The organism is Gilvimarinus polysaccharolyticus (assembly GCF_001187555.1).
GTDB lineage: Bacteria > Pseudomonadota > Gammaproteobacteria > Pseudomonadales > Cellvibrionaceae > Gilvimarinus > Gilvimarinus polysaccharolyticus.
In genome coordinates this window covers 1895066-1913709 of the sequence record NZ_LFIJ01000001.1, presented here as the reverse complement: position 1 = coordinate 1913709, position 18644 = coordinate 1895066, and the positions used below count along the sequence as shown (strand labels likewise).

At 46.1% G+C, this 18644-nt stretch carries 8 protein-coding genes; 3 read left to right on the top strand and 5 right to left on the bottom strand.

The features are described from left to right. Positions 1–11: 11 nt before the first annotated feature. Complete coding sequence (locus tag GILYN3_RS08375) at positions 12–215, bottom strand: helix-turn-helix domain-containing protein (RefSeq protein WP_049722426.1); 204 nt, start codon at positions 213–215, stop codon at positions 12–14. A 573-nt stretch (positions 216–788) separates the two neighbouring features. On the opposite strand from GILYN3_RS08375, the gene GILYN3_RS08370 reads away from it, so the two are divergent. After that, positions 789–1217 (top strand): LexA family protein, encoded by a 429-nt coding sequence (locus tag GILYN3_RS08370; RefSeq protein WP_049722425.1) that lies wholly within the window; start codon positions 789–791, stop codon positions 1215–1217. Beyond that, a complete protein-coding gene (locus GILYN3_RS08365; protein WP_049722424.1) occupies positions 1201–2457 on the top strand; it encodes a Y-family DNA polymerase in 1257 nt (418 codons plus the stop codon). The genes GILYN3_RS08370 and GILYN3_RS08365 overlap by 17 nt, the downstream gene beginning before the upstream one ends. Positions 2458–2567: 110 nt before the next feature. Here GILYN3_RS08365 and GILYN3_RS08360 read toward each other — a convergent pair whose 3' ends face one another. The 4 genes from GILYN3_RS08360 to GILYN3_RS08345 all read right to left on the bottom strand — a co-directional run bounded on the left by GILYN3_RS08360 (position 2568) and on the right by GILYN3_RS08345 (position 6385). Beyond that, on the bottom strand, positions 2568–3299 hold the full coding sequence (locus GILYN3_RS08360; RefSeq protein WP_049722423.1) for a hypothetical protein: 732 nt from the start codon (positions 3297–3299) through the stop codon (positions 2568–2570). A 140-nt stretch (positions 3300–3439) separates the two neighbouring features. Further along, entirely contained in the window at positions 3440–3766 is a 327-nt protein-coding gene (locus GILYN3_RS08355; protein ID WP_049722422.1) for a hypothetical protein, read from the bottom strand. A 395-nt stretch (positions 3767–4161) separates the two neighbouring features. Then, a complete protein-coding gene (locus GILYN3_RS08350) occupies positions 4162–4746 on the bottom strand; it encodes a YkgJ family cysteine cluster protein (RefSeq protein WP_049722421.1) in 585 nt (194 codons plus the stop codon). Positions 4747–4966: 220 nt separating this feature from the next. Further along, positions 4967–6385, bottom strand: coding sequence for a KAP family P-loop NTPase fold protein (locus GILYN3_RS08345; RefSeq protein WP_049722420.1), 1419 nt, complete (start codon positions 6383–6385; stop codon positions 4967–4969). 451 nt (positions 6386–6836) lie between these two features. Between GILYN3_RS08345 and GILYN3_RS08340 the strand changes: the two genes are divergently transcribed. Then, positions 6837–18590, top strand: coding sequence for a carbohydrate-binding protein (locus GILYN3_RS08340; RefSeq protein WP_049722419.1), 11754 nt, complete (start codon positions 6837–6839; stop codon positions 18588–18590). Positions 18591–18644: the final 54 nt, after the last annotated feature.

Sequence of the window (18644 nt, the reverse complement as noted above, 5' to 3'; positions counted from 1 at the left end):
AAAGGGAATCCTCATGCTGGTGTAAGCTCAAGTAGGTCACCTACTTGACATTCAAATAGCAGGCACAGCTTCTCGATGGCTTTGAGGTCCACTTTCTGGGCTGTTTCTCTGTAAAGCAAAGTCACCGTTGCGCGACTGAGTCCTGTTTCTCTGGCGACGTCGGCAACACGCATCTTGTGTTCACCCATGATGCGGGCAAGATGGCAGCGGATCATAGCTGGGCCTCTAGTGAATAGGGTTGGAAATTATTACCAAAGCTTACCATGAATTTTTATAGCAGAATGACATTATATGATTTGAAGTTGCATTTTAAGTCTTCAAACTGAGATCTTATAGGCGCTGTATTACTGTGAATCATTCCATCTTTGATGCTCAGAACGTTAACCTAGTATTTAACTTCCGCACAAATACTGCGTCCTGCGGTGCCGTATCGGCCCCTGGTATGCTCGACTGGTAAGTACGGTCTCAATTTTCGCATTGAACATGCTAAATGCTTGGTTAGGTGGGTCTGGCGACCAGTGCGGGTGTAGTCACCATCGCATGGGCCCCAGTGCATAGCCTTGCTCAGCCCTGTGAAGCACCGGAACAGCTTCTGTAGGTGCCACATTTGGCAAGGTAGGCAGCTGAGCCCCCTCTAGCCCGTAGTCGGCCAAAAGCCGCTCAGAGGCGGCTGAGGGCGCGACGAAAACACGTCCACACATAAATCTACCCCTTTGGCTGATTAAATAGCCTTGACGAGTCTAGCAAATCTGTCACTATACTGTACATATATACAGTATTGGTAAGTGATGAAGATTATCCCCCTCGCGATAGACAGACTTGCTATTGAAATCCCGCTGTATGGTTGCCGGGTTCGCGCTGGCTTTCCATCGCCAGCAGACGACTACCTGGAGAGGCCTCTTGACCTCAACGAACACCTGATCAAACGACCGGCCGCGACATACTTTGTGCGAGCCCTGGGCGACTCCATGCAGCAACTTGGTATCTACGACGGTGATCTACTGATTGTCGATCGTTCCATCGAGGCTGCACACGGTAACGTGATTATCGCGGCCGTCGAGGGCGAGCTGACCTGCAAAGTCCTAGATACCAAATATCACCGACTTCTCTCCGGTAATGATCTCTACCCGCCCATTGAGTGTAGCGCCGATATGGATTGGGTTTCAGAGGGGGTGGTTGTGGCATCCGTGAGGTATCACCATGTATTGCCTGGTTGACTGCAACTCGTTCTACGCCAGCTGTGAGCAGGTGTTCAGGCCCGACCTCAGGGGAAAACCCGTCGTCGTACTGTCGAACAACGACGGGTTTGTGGTGGCCCGAAGCCGGGAGGCCAAAGCCCTTGGCATTCCCGACCTAGAGCCATTCTTCAAAATTGAGCCGCTGTTACGGCGGCACAACGTAGCAATCTTCAGCTCCAATTATGCGCTCTATGGCGACCTGTCTGGCCGGGTGGTGGCCACACTGCAGGAGTTTGCCGAAGACCTTGAGGTCTACAGCATCGATGAGGTGTTCATTCGTCCATGGTGTCCAGATGGCAACCTGAAACAATTCGGCGACCGTGTGCGTGAAACCGTCTGGCGCGATGTCAGAATTCCAGTGGGCGTCGGCATGGCGTCAACCAAAACGCTCGCCAAACTGGCTAACCGAGCCGCCAAGAAAATTCCCGCCCTGGACTACGTTTGTATTTTGGAGCGGGAGGAACAGCGTGAATGGCTCCTTAGGCGAGCCAAGGTGGATGACATCTGGGGTGTCGGCCGGCGCCTCACGGCGCGGCTGAATACTCTCGGTGTCTCCACAGGCTGGGAATTGGCCAATATGAGCCCCAAGCGGGCCCGTCAGCACTTCAGTGTCTGCCTGGAGCGCACGATCGAGGAGCTGAACGGAATATCCTGTCTCCCGCTGGAGGATGCGCCGCCGGCAAAACGCGAAATCTACTGTACGCGATCCTTTAGCGAGAAGGCGAGTTCGATAGAGCCCATCCTGCAGGCGACATCACTCTATGCCAGGCGTGCCAGCGAAAAGCTCCGAAAGCAAAGACACCTGGTGCGTGAGATCCTGGTATTCCTGCAAACCTCGCCCTTTGCGGAAAAACGCTACTCCAAGTCTGTGACGGTGAAATTGCCTTACCCGACCGACGACACACGCCTAATTACACGTGCCGCCAAGCAAGCAATTCATTCTCTCTACAAAGAGGGGTATCAATACCTTAAATCAGGGGTAGGGCTGATCGACCTCATCGATCCGGCATACGACCAGGGAGACTTATTTCAGGTGGCACAACCACTCCGATCGACAAAAATCATGGAAACACTGGATGCGGTCAATAAGCGGTTTGGCAGCGGAACAGCTTTCTCGGCCGCTGAAGGCGTAAAGAAAAAGTGGGCGATGCGGCAATCTTACAGCTCGCCACGATATATGACCTCTTGGGGGCAGCTGCCAAGTGTAAATTGTGAATAATCAACTTAGCGGTAAAAAACTTCGTTTTTTACCAGGAAAACTGTTTGCGCGGAACCGCGTCTGGCATATGAAAAGGTGAAATATTTGCTACAGCTACAGCTATATCGATACTAAGGAGCCTCGAAATAAAATTCGCTAGAGAATTCCATTGTTTTCTCATTGAGCTCTCTAACTTCTTCATCCGAGACCATGCAAACAGGTTCTTTAATATTTTTTGACCCTATAAGAATTATCTTAGGTGTTATTGCCATCATTAATTTTTCACCGTAGCAGTCAGAAGATATGAAATTATTCCCAGTGGATTTAACCACCTGCCATTTGTAACCTTCGTACAAGCTATCATTCTCTTCGAGCAATTGCTTTATATTAAGCGTTGCTTTAAATCTTCCGGCAATTTTACCTCCGGATCTCACAGGAGCTCTTCCCTCGGATTCGATCAATTCCTCAACTGCCTTATCAAAACTTCCACACGGAAAATTATCATAAAGGCTGTAATCTTCAACTTCATTTTGAGAAAAGTGATACCGCAAATACCACAGAAAGTGATATTCAGAGATTGCTTTGTGATCGCAAATACACTCAGAGTTCTCAACTCGCCGAACCTGAGCCAAGAACTTTCTCTCGATTGGGTGACAATTATTACTTTCGCACTCTTCCGACCATGCTCTTCTCCCAATAAAACAATGGTCCGAAGCGTCTGAAAGCCTAGACTCACCGCCAGACCTCAATGTGATCTTTATTTGGTTGTTAATCGAAAATTTTCTGAGAATTGCCTGCATATGAAAGTGCTGTCGCTTTGTAATATTATAAGGATTGTTAGGTGTTGTCTGCTCAAATGCCATCGCTCGATCCTCGTGAATTCCTGCCAAAATCTCCACCTATAAAGCTCAACCTTTCATCAAGGAAAGTCACATTAAGGAGGTAGATGAGTTCATTATTATTGCAAAAATATTGATTTATTTGTTGGTTGCCATTTTTAAAGTTATCTATTGTCATTTTTCTGCTCATTTAAAAGTGATGTAGCTCTTTTGAGGTAGAAAAAGGCATGCTCAGCATAGATACAGTTGTCGTCATAGCAAATTGATAGATCTTCACCGCTATGATAAAGACGACACTGCCTCAAGGCGCGAGCAACGGTTCTATATGATAGAAAGTTACTTGCGGCGTCCCCTCCATCAATAGATGAAAAGTGGTTATATAAACGATCTAAGAGATCCAGCCCGTAGTTGGAAGCACCTATCGGGGTGCTGTCAGTCGATTTTTCATCGAACAGTTTTGATAAGAAATTGCTTTCTAGTTGAATAGCCATAATTAGCTCCTTATATGGTAATGATTACAAATGGCCAGCCACGAGCAAACCTCCCAAAGAATTGGGTGGTCACATTTAAAATGTGAGTGGCTGGAAGGTTGAGGCGAGAGGGTGGTGAAGTTTTCTTTGAGCCTCTACCTTTAGTTTACCATGGATATGGGCTTTTGTCAAGCACAGATCATGCCAATACTCTTCGGGCGGGGCAGCTTGATTACTATACCTCTAAGGTGACGTAAAAGTAATTTGTGTTGGCCACCCGTATGGGCGGCCTTGATCAGATTAGGCGGCGGCCGGTGCTGGAAGGCGCCGAACCTTCCGCCAGCTGCGTTTTACGCTGATTAGTGGTAGTAGTTCAGGCTTGATTGGACAGTTTCTCGTTTTTCATCCGGTGCCTGTCAGTATTTTCTGTAAAAAATATCACGAATATCATAGATGTTAATCTCTTGTCCAGATTCAATCTTGATAAGATCGTAAGCGGATCTAAAGCCATCAAACCGTATGAGCGGCAATGTGTAGTCAAAAGCGTACTTCGGCTCACATACTTTGGATGTTTTGGCCATTGATAGCATGTGCCGACAAACAAATGGTCGAGAGGAATAAATTGAACACTTCCCGTCTTTGAGGAATGTACAAGCCGCCCCTTTATATTTGTCTTTTGAGCTTTTGGGTATTACACGAGCCCGCTTTAAGTGCTCATTTTTTTCAATATATTTAACTTCAATGTCAGAAATCGTGACGGGGTAATAACAACAGTTAGAACAGCCCGACTTGCATGCGGAATATTTGTCTAAATAAGCGCTCATCTTATCCATCGCATCGTAAAGCCGACGTAATTTATTCATTGTATTGATTTTTGATCCGGCCAGTTTTCCTGCTAGATTCGATTCCATCAACTCTAAATGTTTGGGGATGCTATTGATTGCACTCTGGGAGTTAGTTGTTGCAAAGTCGATAATCTCAATATATTCAATGTTGTCCATAAATTTACCATTTCGGCTGTCATATGCAATTTATACTCGCATGGGTGGCGAGGTACCGAATTGCCGTGAATTGCGTGGAAATTTTTAATAGTGGGCCGTGGTTTTCGACTCTGGCACAATTTTATGCTGGATCGCTACTCGACTATCCAGCATCTTCGCTGTCGAGATGGCAGCGAAGGTGTGGATCAAGTGGAGAGGTGATGATCCTGATGCGTCTCATTTATCGATTAAATCGAGCAGCTAGCTCGATTTGGTTGATAACTTCCATCCATTGTTTCGAGTAGCAAAAGTCTTCCACGAAATCGTTCTCCATGTATTTCATTTTATTCACCGCGACATCTCTTTTTGCCGTACTTTCAGAATCCGTTCCAGTAATCTTATCAGCCTCTTCCTTAAAGTGATATTTGATGGACTCAAAACGATTGCTACTTATCTTTACAATTGAAAGAAAAACCTCAAGCTGAAGTCCGCCATTGGTCATTAATAACTCCGTACCGCCAGGACGCTTCACTATGTGTTGGAGTAACGCCTTGGGCTCTATCTTGTCGTCCAGAAAATCGTTGTAAAGCTCTGAGTTTTTAATTTTGAGCACTATAAAATAGCACAACACCATTGGGTGAGGGGTTGACATTGTTGAGTGATCTATAGTGCTAAGCGAAAAATACAATAAAGACACGCATTGCACTCTATCTCGCATAGATAGACCATGAATGTCACTCAAGGCCGACAGTGACTCTTTAAAATAAGATGAATGGTTTGGCAGGTTCATTTTTTTTAGAAGGTCATCAAGTCCAAACCTTTTCAGTAACAATTGAATGAAATCTTCAGACTTTGGCGGTGGCAGTAAAAAATCCACATCGAAAAATCTACGCATGTAACCATCGACATTAAGACCTTCACCGTAAACAGCCTTAAACGAGGAGCCCAGTTGCCGTTTATCCACACCCAACACGAAGACAACATTTTCTACATTAAAAAAGTGTTTTGCCTTTTCCAGAATCTCGATCGCATAACTTGGGCGACAACGGTCTAGCTCATCAATGATAATGATCAAGGGTTTGCCATCATCAGAGACGCTACCAGCGAATTTAGCCAGTTTTGTGCGGAAGTTAGTCACTGAGTTCTTAGCATCGTCATAACTATTTATTTGCTGTTCAACAAGAGATTCAATACCGTTCGATAGTAATTCCTCGGCATTGCCGTTCAGATTTATCACGCCGTTGGTAGCCAATTTTGCGGCCAGAGGCAACATGTGCTTGAGTACATCGGCCCCGGCGGATTTTACCTGACTTAAAAGCTTTTGTGATTTAGAAAGATCACCTTTCTGGTCGGGTTGCGTGTTATCTCCTGAAAACGCCGATGAAAGTTCGCCAATCAAACTTAGCATAGCGTTATCACCATGATCGCTATTCCATGCATTATAGTAGATTGTTGTGAAGCCTTCTTGCTTCAGATGCTCTCTCCACATATGCAAAAAGGTGGTCTTTCCTTGCCCCCAGGGTGCGTCAATAGACATGACTAAAGGGGTGTCAGTTTGATCTAGAAAGTTAGTTAATGCTCGTCCAACTTGATCTCGCCCTGCCACAGAGTTTTTAAAAGGCTCTTGGGGTGGAATTTCTATGTCTTTTAATTTTTTCATGCGCTCATAGCTCAGATGATTTCAATGGTTACATCCTAACATTAGATGAGAGGTTGGGTTAGGGCGTTCAGGTCAGACAAGCCCAGCTCCAGTTTTCGAGTGTTCATGGCCTTCTAGGCATAGAGTGTGAGACGTTAGCGTAAATAGTTTGTTTTATTATTCTTCGGCATGATTGTGGCTATGCTCTTTTTCTGTACGAGATCACTGACAATTTCTTGTAAGAAAATTATGAGTGTGTAATGACAAAAAAGTGTGCGCTCTGATTTTGGCACTTAATCCAACAAGAGCTGATTGTTGCTCTTACATGCTGCTTCAGACAAATACTATTTGAATCATTTAGTACGCATAGCCGCGATAAAGTGGATTTGCTCTTTTTTACAATCTATGTCATCGTTTATATATAACCCTTCAAGCACTCCAGCAAGGGATGTTACATACAAAGGAACTGTACATGGCTCACCGTTTGCCTTTTCGCCCTTTTTTTGCTCTTCGATCAATTATCTTTGGCGTATTAATATCGCTAGGGGCGTTCGCGTTCGCTCAGACATCTGACCTTTATAGGGTTGAAGCGGAAAGCTACTCAAGCATGGCTGGAGTACAGGTAGAAACGTCATGGGATAATGGCGAAGCGGAAATTGTTTCGTGGATCAGTCCAGGTGACTATCTCACCTATGACCTGGATGTCAGTCAGGCGGGTGAATATCAAGTTACTTTCCGTTATGCCTCAGATGTCGGTGTTGGTGGTGCCCTGTCATTCTTCCAAGAAGGTAAGATAATCGCCCAGACCACGCTACCCTCAAGTGGTGGCTGGGGAACGTGGGGTGAGAGCGAAACGACAATTTCACTTGAAGCTGGTGCTCAAAGCTTAATGATGTTCGTAGACCAAGGCTGGTGGAATTTAAATTGGATCGAGCTTGAAAGAATAGGTGAGGCAAGCTCATCAAGCTCATCAAGCCAGCAGTTGATCCAAGTCGATGGCGTTACTCACGTTGAGGCGGAAGATTATACCTTGATGTCTGGTGTCCAGACTGAACCCTCGTGGGATGAAGCAACTGCGACAATTGCCTCTTGGATCGATCCAGGTGATTATCTAATTTATTCATTGGATGTCGATGTTCAAGGGCTTCACACTTTTACTTACCGCTATGCGTCTGACGCGGGTGGTGGCATTATTCACCTATTTGCTGGCGACACTTTGGTCGATGTGGTAGAGCTGCCTTCAACCGGTGGTTGGGGTAGTTGGGGGGAGATACAATCAACCGCAGTGCTACCAGCCGGGGAAACTGATTTAATAATTATGCCTCAGCAAGGGGGGTGGAACTTAAATTGGTTTGAGATTTCACCGAATGACGATAGCTCATCGAGTGCATCTTCTTCTGAGCAATCCTCCAGCTCTAGCACTTTATCTAGCTCCTCGGTAGCTTCATCTAATTCTTCCGCGCCTTCTAGCTCTGAAAACCCTGTGGTTTCACGTGTGCAAGCGGAAAGTTTTACGTCTATGGCGGGGGTAGAGGTTGAAAGCTCGTGGGACGAGGGTCCAACAAATATCGTTAGCTGGACTGACCCAGGTGACTATTTATCATACATGGTTGAAGTCGAAGAATCGGGCTTGTACAGCATGAAGTTTCGATATGTCTCTGCGTCGGGTGGAGGTAGGTTAACAATATTGCGCGGAGATGACCTTTTAGGCGTTGTTGGCTTTCCTTCAACGGGTGGGTGGGGTTCGTGGGGGGAGGTCGAGCTTATTGTGGATCTTAATGCCGGCGAAAATGAGCTAGAATTTTTTATAGATCATGGCGGCTGGAATTTAAACTGGTTTGAGGTGACAAGCTTTGAAGAGTCATCCTCAAGCTCGACCTCAAGCTCACACTCTTCAGTATCAAGCAGTAGCAGTTCATCAGTGAGCTTTCGCATTGAAGCCGAAGATTATACAGCCCAGAACGGTCTACAGGTCGCGTCAACCACAGATGAGCTTGGAGGGATGGATCTCATAAATATCGATTCTGGTGATAGGGCTCAATACTTAATCGATATTCCCGAATCAGGGAATTATAAACTAAGCTTCAGAGTTGCGGCGGAGTATGCTGGTTATCATTTTAAATTTCACGATTACTCGGGCGTACTCGAGATTGTTGATGTAGACGGAACTGGTATAGAAAATTGGGATACAGTGGAACGTAGTGTGGTATTACCCGCTGGTGAATATAGCGTCTATATCGATTCGATATCTACAGGGTGGAGGCTTAATTATATAGACTTTGAGTTAATCGAACCCCAAATTGACGCTGAGTATTTAATTGACGAGAAGGAGCCATTATTTACCGTTGAAGCGGAAAACTATCTTTATAATTCTGGAGGGGAATTGATCGCAGATGAGAGTGCAAGCGGCTCGGAGGCGTTATCAATGGTGAGTTATCCGGGGTGGACCGGATATCATTTTACGACCCCTTCGACTGATAAGTATCGCGTTTCATATACGGTAAAAGGGTTGGAAGTCGAAGGTGATGGCTCGGTATACGTTGAAATGGCTTTTGATGCACATAATGGTACAGAGGTTTATACAGATGTTGGTGATTGGTTCCCGAGTTCAGAGTGGAGCCTGATTGAATCAATAGTCTCACTGGACAGAGGCGGAAAACCATATAATTTGACGAACAGAAGTGCTGGGTGGTCGATAGATAACTTCACGGTTGAGGCTCTCAAAGGTTCAGAGTATTCGGGGCCGTATAGTGTGAACGATATTATTCCGGCTGAGAACTATTTTGATGCCGATGCTGTGTACCATGAAAAGTCACCATCGACAGAAACTGGTTGGTCTATTCGTTATATACCCGAATACCTAGAGGGAGTTAAAAAATACAGCGCGAAATTGCAATATCCTATAAACGTTGAAAATTCAGGGGATTATCTTATAGTAGTGAAAGCGTTGTCGACCAGTGGTGATTACGGTATAGCATTTGGGTTGGATGACGAACAAAATGAAATCGACGATATAGACGTATCTACAAACGCATGGCGAAATAAGTGGATTAACTTTGAGGTCCCCGTTAGTTTAAATGAGGGCGATCACACTATTTTTGTTACTTTGCATGATGAGAATGTAAAGCTAGACACAATTAAAATTATACCCCTTACCCCTAGTCTTGATGACGAAGCATACGCCGTTTCAGTCACCCCATCTGATGTCCAATTAATTGCATCCAGTAGTGATGTAAGGCGCGGCAGTAGTATATTTTTCGAACTGGAAACACCAAGTGGTTTCTGGGTTGAGGATGTTGTCGGTTGTGAGGCATTTAGGGGGTCAAGAGGTTATGGGTTTGGCTGGTGGACATCACCGATTTATGATGACTGCGAAATAGAAGTAATTCTAAGGCCTGTATTATCCGGGGCCAAAAATATTGAAGTTTTACCCGGAGATCAATCGGCATTAGTTTATTGGGATGAAGTCCCGAACGCTGAAAGTTATGATATTTTTGTATCGGATCATATCCTCACAGACATTTATGAGTTTGGGGTTGAGCAAGGTGTCGTTAAATTTGAAAACGTGACATCCCCTGCTGAGATCTACGACCTTAGTAATGCGCAAGAGTACTTCATTTACGTCGTACCTAAAAATGGCCCATATAGAGCTATCGGCGGTGCCGGGGGTTCGACAACAACCTTCATTCCATCTGGAGGCTCAGGCATTATCGATAATAGGTTTGAGGCCAGGCCTGGCGGGGTTGTGCTTGACTTGGTGACTGGTTATCAGTGGAAAAGATGTAGCTTTGGCAATCAGTGGAATGGCTCTGAATGCATTGGCGAAAAGCAAAAAATTTCGTCTGATGATGATATCTCTATAGGAGACCCAACCAACGACTGGCGAGCTGCTCGGGTACTTGAGTTGAACACGTTAGTATATTGTTCCTCTGGGGATCGTTGGTTTTGGCGGCCATTCTATACAGGTTTTATTCTTAATCCGAAGTGCGAAGGCGAGTTTTCAAAGCCAACAATTAATACAACAGTTTTTCCGGATGTAAATGCTGGGCTATATTTGGCGGACACATCAAGCGGTTACAATACAGATTATGTTAGCTTTAATGATGGGGGGGAGTACTACAGTCGCACTGATTTGGGATATGCTCTTCTAGTAAAGGGGCCTCTGCAAAGACCAGATGTGCTTAAGTTAAATGTAGACGGATCTGGTTTTGTAACATCGTATCCTGAAGCAATTAACTGCCCAGGCACCTGTAATTATTGGGTTGGGGAGCAATCTCCAATAGTATTGACTGCTGAAGCCGCTGCTGGGAGTGAGTTTTCTCATTGGGATGGTGTGTGCGATGGGCAAGACGAAACATGCGAAATTAGTGGGCTGAGCCAAGAAGAAACGACTACGGCGTACTTTGAATCAACTGTTCCAGATCGATTTATGAGTGTTTCACCTGGTGTGGTCTGGGATAGATGGACTGGCAAGGAGTGGGAGCAGTGCGCTTACGGTAGATCATGGGATGGTGCAGAGTGCGTGGGCGACGAGACACCCTTGATATGGGCAGAGCTACAAAGCGTTACGGATGGAAGATGGAGAGTTCCGACTGCCGAAGAGTTTTCAGAAATAATATATTGTAGGTCTGGAGACCCAAGCGAATGGGGCCCGAATGATTCAGGTTGTGTCGATGACGGCGAACTCTTTGATCTGTATATGCAGCAAGGATGGGCTCTTACAATTGACCGAAATTATTTCCTCGGCTCCATGCGAGGCCCGTACTGGACCTCCACCTCTATAGATGGGGGTACTGCTGTTTCCGTAGACCTTCTTTATGGCTCACGGGAGAATGTCTCCAAAGGTCTACACGGAGCAGTTTATCGTGTGCGAGACAGGGCAATCGACATGCCGGTTTCTGTCTCGGGCGAGGATGTAGAGATTTCGGCGCAAGATAGTCTCTTTTATAGCGAAGAATTTGTAAGTTATCGCTGGGTAGACCATTTCACTGGTGAGGAAGTGTCAGCTGGTGTTGATGTCACTCTTGTTGGCTTATCTGTAGGTAGGCATGTTTATGATCTTATTGCTATAGATAATAACGGACAGGAGTACGTTGAATCTTATGTCATTAATATAGCAAATTCTCCACAGATCATCGTTATTGATAATCAAACTGTTTATGAAGACCGCTTGCTGACTGTGGATGCTAGCAATAGCTTTGTAGATGAGGGAACCATAACTTTCGAGTGGATATACAACGGCAATACCGTTTCCCATTCTCCTATTTTAGAGTATCAATTTTCAACGTTAGGAATTAAAGAAATAGAGCTGGTAGTCACTACAAATATGGGGCTGTCAGAAAGCCAGTTGATATTAATAGATGTAGTGGAGCTTGATGAGGCTCATACGCCGACTGTTATAGCTCCGGACTCAATCTCTTCATTGGTATATAAAGAAGTTGATTTGTTCGCTGGGGATAGCTACGTGGCAAATGGTACCGTCTCTTTCTTATGGCAGTACAATGGAGAGGTTGTGTCCGATAGTGATGACCTCGTTATAAATTTTGTTGAAGCGGGCCAACACGAGATCGAGCTTACAGTTACTTCTAGTTTTGGCGTCTCAGTAACAAAAATAATCGACGTAGAGGTATCAGAAATCATTTCTGATTTTGCAGCTTGTCCCTATGCACCGGTTGCGGAGGATGTTGATTACAATCACATTTACCCTGAGGACAATATTCCATGGTTGGGGGAGAAATCGGGGAATGTTGAGGATATACAAAGAGCTTTTAACTTCGCTCGAATGAAAGACCCCTCTATTCACCAGTATTTAGTCATGCCAAGCCAAATCGACTGGGATGCCATGAGCCTTCAGCAAAAAGGTCTATTTCTGGTTAATGCCGAACGTGTCGCGCGAGGAATCAAGCCTCATGCGGGATACGATGCCTCGGTAGTTGATGTCATTCAGGATTACACTGACTATATACTGGATTCAAATATTGATATTGATCATTACTATCTCGATTCAACGCCGACGAGTCGGTTGTTCGATCACACTTACATACAAAGTAACGCTGATTTATATATTGCGAAGTCGGAATCATTGTTCCAGCTATATGGAAATACGTCACCTATAGCAGACTCCCATGCGATAGCTTTTGCTGTTTATAATTGGATTTACGCAGATAAAGATTGGTTCCTTGACTTTGGGCTGTCCTCTGGGAACGCGTGGGGCCATAGAGATCACTTACTGCAGACGGGGTTGCAGGAAAATCAAGGTGAGATAACATCAGAAGGTGTCATCGGGTTCAGTGTCTCGAAAGGCTTGTTTGACCCTGATTCAGCTTCTCCCGCGACCTACGGCTCAGTTGTAGGATTAAATACGATCGATCAGGGCACAAACTGGGATCAGTCTCGCATTGGGGTTGTTGATGTAAGTCAGGCGCAGGGCTGCATACCTTATGCAATTGACCTTCCCGAAGGTGACCCCGTCCTTCAAGGGTTGACTGGGCTACGTTTGGAGCCCAGCAATATGCATTTGGCACTGGGGCAGTCGAGTTCGGTGTCAATTATTGGGCAATATGATGATGGGACTGAACAAGATCTAACAAGCCTTGGTGTGCTTACCAGCAACGACCAATCGGTTGTGTCGGTAGAGGCGGGCTCCGTTTCTGCTCTACAACCCGGCCCGGCAAAAGTGTATGCTCAGTTTGGCGATATTGAATCAAATCGCTTGTATGTCACGGTTGGCAGCCCGGTAAATGTAAGCTCCTTTATTGGTACTAATGCTGAAATCGTAGCGCCGTATCTCGCCGGAAATGCGACTCTGCCTGAGTTGCTTTCCTTCACTGAGGCAGGCTCCACCACGGCGAAGTTTAACCCCAAAGCAATGGCTGTTTACACCGGTGTTGTGACAGATCGTTACGGTGTGCCGCTGCATGACGTGCAGGTCAGCTTGTTAGATGCAAAAAATTACGGATCAGTTGTTACCGACAATGATGGGCGCTTTATCCTCACAGGTCCGGCTGGCGAGCAAACTGTTGTCTATGAAAAGTCAGGCTACGTGGTGGTGCAGCGCACATTGATAGGTGCGAGCTCAGAGTGGGCCGTAGTAAATGAGGTTAGTTTGCTGCCGCGCGATAGCAAAATGACACACATAGACCTTACAAGCGGGCTGACTCAAGTGCATCAGTCAACTCCTATTGTCGATGAGCACGGTGAACGAAAGACAACGCTGGTTTTTAATGGCGTTAGTTCTGCCACTATTCAGTCGGTTGATGGCGAGCTGAGACCGCTAGAGGAATTTGACCTAAGTGCCACCGACTTTGAGACGCCAGAGTCAATGCCTGGTGAGCTTCCCAAAGAGGTCGCTTTTACGTGGGCATCAGACTTTCATATAGAGGGCACTCATTACGCTGATGTTGTAATGTTTGATAAAAATGTGAGCGTTTTTGTTGATAACTTTTTAAATTTTGAGGTGGGTGAAATAATACCAGTTGGCTACTACAACCGCCGAACAGCTTTTTGGGATGCTGAAGATAACGCTGTGGTTGTAATGACGCTAGACTCCAGCGGCGATGGCACTATTGATGGCTTAGATTATACCGGTGATGGCCTGCCCGACGATCTAAATGGTAACGGTAGCACAGCAGATGAAGCGGTTGGCTTGATTGGTTATTCCCCAGGAGTGACACTCTGGTGGGCTTCTGTTAGTCATTTTTCTGCGTATGATTTGAACCAAGGGCAAGTTGAAGATAAGTCACCCGAAAAGGCTAAAGTTGAGACAGGAGAACAAAGTACGGATAATAATGCCACTTGTTGTACTGGTTCATACTTAAAAGCATTTCAGCAGACCTTTCATGAAGATATACCCGTTGCCGGTACTAACTTAACCTTACATTACGCCAGCCAGCGCACACAGGGATATAAACATAAAATTCGAGTACCTGTTAGTGGCAGTGAGGTTCCTACCACACTGCTGGCAATGATCGCCAAGTTGGAAATCGCTGGTAGAGTTTACGAGCAACGCTTCTTGCCGGAATCTAATGTCGAAGCTGAATTTATCTGGGATGGAACAGCGGTTGATGGCAGTCAGATTTCCGGCCTTGTAAGAGGTAAGGTCAGTATTGGGTTTGAGTACCAAACGGTCTATACCAGTCCAGGCAATGCTGCTAACGATGAGATGGCCTTGAATGAATACCCAAGAGCGTGGGCCACGGTGAGCGATATAACCACACAGGTACCGGGCCGTAGTCGTTATGTTGCTTGGCAGAGCAGCGGCATTACCGTAAAAAACACTTTTGACCGTCAATTGGCCGAGGGCTGGTCGCTTTCTAATGTTCACGAACTGGATCCATCAGGCAAAGTGTATCTTGGTCACGGCACAGTGACGGAAGTCCCCATGGCCTCGCTTATTCTGATAACTGGGCAAACTTTCAGCTATATTGACGGCGATGATGGCTATTACCAAGCGGGTGGTAATACGGTTGACTACTCAATCAGCGATGAGAACGTACTGATTGATAATGTAACTGGGCTGGAGTGGCAGAACACCTTTAATCCTTATCTTGCTCTGACTAAATCAGAGGCTGCTGATTATTGTGCGAATGATGCGGAACCGCTAGACAGTGGTTGGCGATTGCCGACGAACAAGGAGGTAGGGTATACAATTGATAAATCTGGTGGGACGTCAGGGAGCCGAGTTTACAGCATGGCGCAAGCTTTCAATAAATGGCACCAGTCCTCGTTAAGTACCTATGGCAAAAAAGTGCCAACTGTTTGTGTACGCGGGACGCCTCTGGACATAAGGGTAGTGAGTGGTTTGCAGCGTGACAGCTCTAAAGAGGTCGTAATTGATCAAGACAATGGATTGATGTGGCAAGATTCATCCGATAATACTTCAGTCGTTCTTGGTTGGGAGGGTAGCGTTGATTACTGTGAAGCGTCCATTCATGCTGGTTACGATAATTGGAGGCTTCCCAACGTCAACGAGTTACTTTACGTACTTCCGAATGACGTGTTTGAAAATGAAACAAGCTTTACGGGTCTATGGGGCCCAGGCCATCCTGATCGGAATCCTTATTGGAGCTCAACAACCAATATTCAGAATGAAGAGCAGGCTTGGGCTGTCGAAAGTATCTCTTACAATAGTCAGGGGTTTGATAAGCTCGACGCATACAATGTTCGTTGTGTACGTGAAGACGCCAGTGCATCGCGCTCGCCCTTTATTTTTAATAACAAAGGTCAACACACCAAGACGATTGATATGGCCAGTGGCGTCACCTTAAATACATTCGGCTATAACAATGCCGGCCAAGTCATAAGCATAACCGACCGTTTTAATAACGAAACCAAAATTGAGCGAGACTTTTCAGGGGTGCCAGATCGTATTATCGCACCCGATGGCGAAACAACGTGGCTACTCCTTGACGAAAATAACGACCTAAAAGAAGTTAGTTATGAGGACGGCAATCACTTTAGCTTTAGCTATCGCGAAGGCGGGCTGCTAACGAGTAAAGTAGATAGAAGAGATAATACCTATACGCGTCAGTACGATACCCTAGGTCGGATTGAAGAGGTGTGGGACCCAGCCTCAGGGTTCTGGGAGGTTTACGATAATCGTATTGCGACGGGTACAAGTCAGTATGGCTATCTAACGGCTGAGAATAACCGATATGAGGTTACAAGACAGAGCTTAGCTAATGGCGACGTTCAGACGACCAGCGCCAGTAAGGCGGGTGCTATACGTACAATAACAGTAAGTGCCGACGAGTTATCAGAAACCGTTAGTGCTTATGGGATGACGGCGCAGATTACAAGCGAGCTGGACACTAAAACTCTAAGGCCAACGCCTAGCCAAGTTACCGTGACAACACCAAGCGGTATTGTACGAACTGGGGCGATTGACAAAGAGTATGCAGAAAACGGTGCCGATACATTGACTTACACCCTGACTGCAACGCTCAATGGTAAGTCGACAACGCTAGTGAAAAACGGGCACACCGGCGTTACAAACGTCACTACCCCCGAAGGCCGTACCAGTACGTCCTACACTGATCCAGAAAGTTTAACGCTGAGCCGATCAGTAGTGCCTGGGTTAAATGACGTACTGTACCGGTACGATACTCGCGGTCGCTTAATGGAGGTAGAGTCTGCCAGCCGTATTACCACCTATAATTACGATGATGTGAATAAGCGTGGAAAACTCTCATCAGTCGTAACACCCGATAATCGAGAGACCTTTTACGACTATGACGTCATGGGGCGTGTATCGGAAATCACCTATGACGATAGCTATACCACCCAGTTTAGCTACGACGAGAACGGTAATACCACTAAGGTGACCGTTCCCACGCTAGCGGAGCACGATTTTGCCTACAACAAGATCAACGAGGTAAAAACTCAAGACAGGCCAGAGTTTGAGAGTACGCAGTACACTTACAATGGCGAGGGTCAGGTAAAGAAAATAACACTTCCCTCGGGCAACACCATTGATTATGAGTACAGCCAAGGCAAGCTGTTTCAAGTAATACGGCCCGAGTCGACCACTGAATACCGCTACCAGTTAGGCGACCAGCTCGATGAGGTGCAAACCGGAACGGAGCTGGTAGATTACAGCTACGACGGCACGCTACTCATCCAAAAGCGGTATCAAGGCGAGCTCAATGCGGCTATTGATTATACTTACAACGCTGACTTTGCGGTTGATACCTTAACCTACGCCGGTGATACAACCGCCATAGGTTACGATAACGATGGCCTAGTCACGAGCATCCATGGCTTTACGCTAAGCTACAATGGATTAAATGGCTTGCCAGAAAATATTAACAACGGCAGTTGGAGCCAGAGCCGCAGCTGGACACCCTATGGCGAGGTGGATGATGTTCAATACACCCAAGGCAGCAACACCAACTATGCCTACAACCTGGACTACAACGATGCCGGCCAGATTATTCAAAAAACCGAGATGCTGTCCGGTGGAACACAAGATACCTACGTGTACGGCTACGATGCTCGCAACCGCTTAACCGAGGTACAAAAAAATGGCGCGGTTGTAGAGTCGTATGGCTACGACGCCAACGGCAACCGTAATTTACGCACCAGCACCGAGTTAGGGGTAATCAACCAAACGGCTACTCACAATAATGCCGATCAGCTAGAGACTCAGGGTAACGTCACCTATTCTTTCGACAGCAATGCACGCCTAAGTGAAAAGCTGATGGTAGATGGCGAGAACAGCGAGCTAACCACCTACGTTTACGACAGCGCAGGGCGACTAAAGCAAGTCGACACTCCAGACAAAAGCATCACCTACCGTCACAATGCGTTGGGTAACCGTGTGGCCAAGTTAGTGGATGGTGTGCTTGTCGAGAAGTATTTATGGCAAGACCTAACCACCTTGCTCGCCACCTACGATGGCCAGGGTAACCTCAAACAACGCTTTGAGCATACGTTGGGGCATACACCCACAAGCTTTACGCAAGGTGGGCAGCGTTACTTTATTCAGACAGATCATTTGGGTTCACCGCGAGTCGTTACCGATAACAGTGGCGCAGTGATTAAATCTATTGGCTATGATAGTTATGGTGTTGTGATTGAGGATTCTAATCCAGCCTTTAAAATACCGTTTGGTTTTGCGGGTGGGTTGTATGATGCCGATACAGGCTTGGTACGGTTTGGGTTTAGGGATTATGATCCGGACATTGGGCGTTGGACAGCACGTGATCCCATTGGGTTTGGTGGTGGTGATACTAATCTTTATGGATATGTCTCAAATAATCCTATACAGTTTGTCGATTTAAATGGGCTTCAGGCGGATTTGAACGGAGGGAGGCATATTCCGTATGCAGGTAGTACGAGCACCGATGTTTTGATGACGGAGCATAAAGTTGGAACGGTGCTCGATACAAGTAACTTTTCCGGGGAATATGTGGTTTTTGGTCACGGCAATACCGAAATCATTCATTATAAATATGAAAGATCAGCCAGTAATTTGGCTGATGTGATGAGGCGTAAAGGCTGGATTGAAGGTCAGTCTGTAAGGTTAGTTTCTTGTAGTACCGGGAGCGACCCCAATGGTATTGCTCAGCAGCTAGCAGATATACTGAAGGTTGATGTGACAGCACCTACAGATTTTGTTTGGGTAGGCTCCGATGGTTCGATTATGGGCGTTTATCCAACGGATCAAAATGGGAAGGCCGATTATTCTAATCCTGGTAGTTGGCAAACATTTAGTCCAAGTAAATAGGAGGGGTTAAATATGTATCACTTAAGGACAATATTTTTTCTATGTTTGATGGGG

What these genes read in the sequence shown, in the direction of transcription:
- GILYN3_RS08375 (WP_049722426.1), bottom strand. Translation starts at nt 215, where the DNA reads ATGATCCGCTGCCATCTTGCCCGCATCATGGGTGAACACAAGATGCGT.
- GILYN3_RS08370 (WP_049722425.1), top strand. Translation starts at nt 789, where the DNA reads ATGAAGATTATCCCCCTCGCGATAGACAGACTTGCTATTGAAATCCCG.
- GILYN3_RS08365 (WP_049722424.1), top strand. Translation starts at nt 1,201, where the DNA reads ATGTATTGCCTGGTTGACTGCAACTCGTTCTACGCCAGCTGTGAGCAG.
- GILYN3_RS08360 (WP_049722423.1), bottom strand. Translation starts at nt 3,299, where the DNA reads ATGGCATTTGAGCAGACAACACCTAACAATCCTTATAATATTACAAAG.
- GILYN3_RS08355 (WP_049722422.1), bottom strand. Translation starts at nt 3,766, where the DNA reads ATGGCTATTCAACTAGAAAGCAATTTCTTATCAAAACTGTTCGATGAA.
- GILYN3_RS08350 (WP_049722421.1), bottom strand. Translation starts at nt 4,746, where the DNA reads ATGGACAACATTGAATATATTGAGATTATCGACTTTGCAACAACTAAC.
- GILYN3_RS08345 (WP_049722420.1), bottom strand. Translation starts at nt 6,385, where the DNA reads ATGAAAAAATTAAAAGACATAGAAATTCCACCCCAAGAGCCTTTTAAA.
- GILYN3_RS08340 (WP_049722419.1), top strand. Translation starts at nt 6,837, where the DNA reads ATGGCTCACCGTTTGCCTTTTCGCCCTTTTTTTGCTCTTCGATCAATT.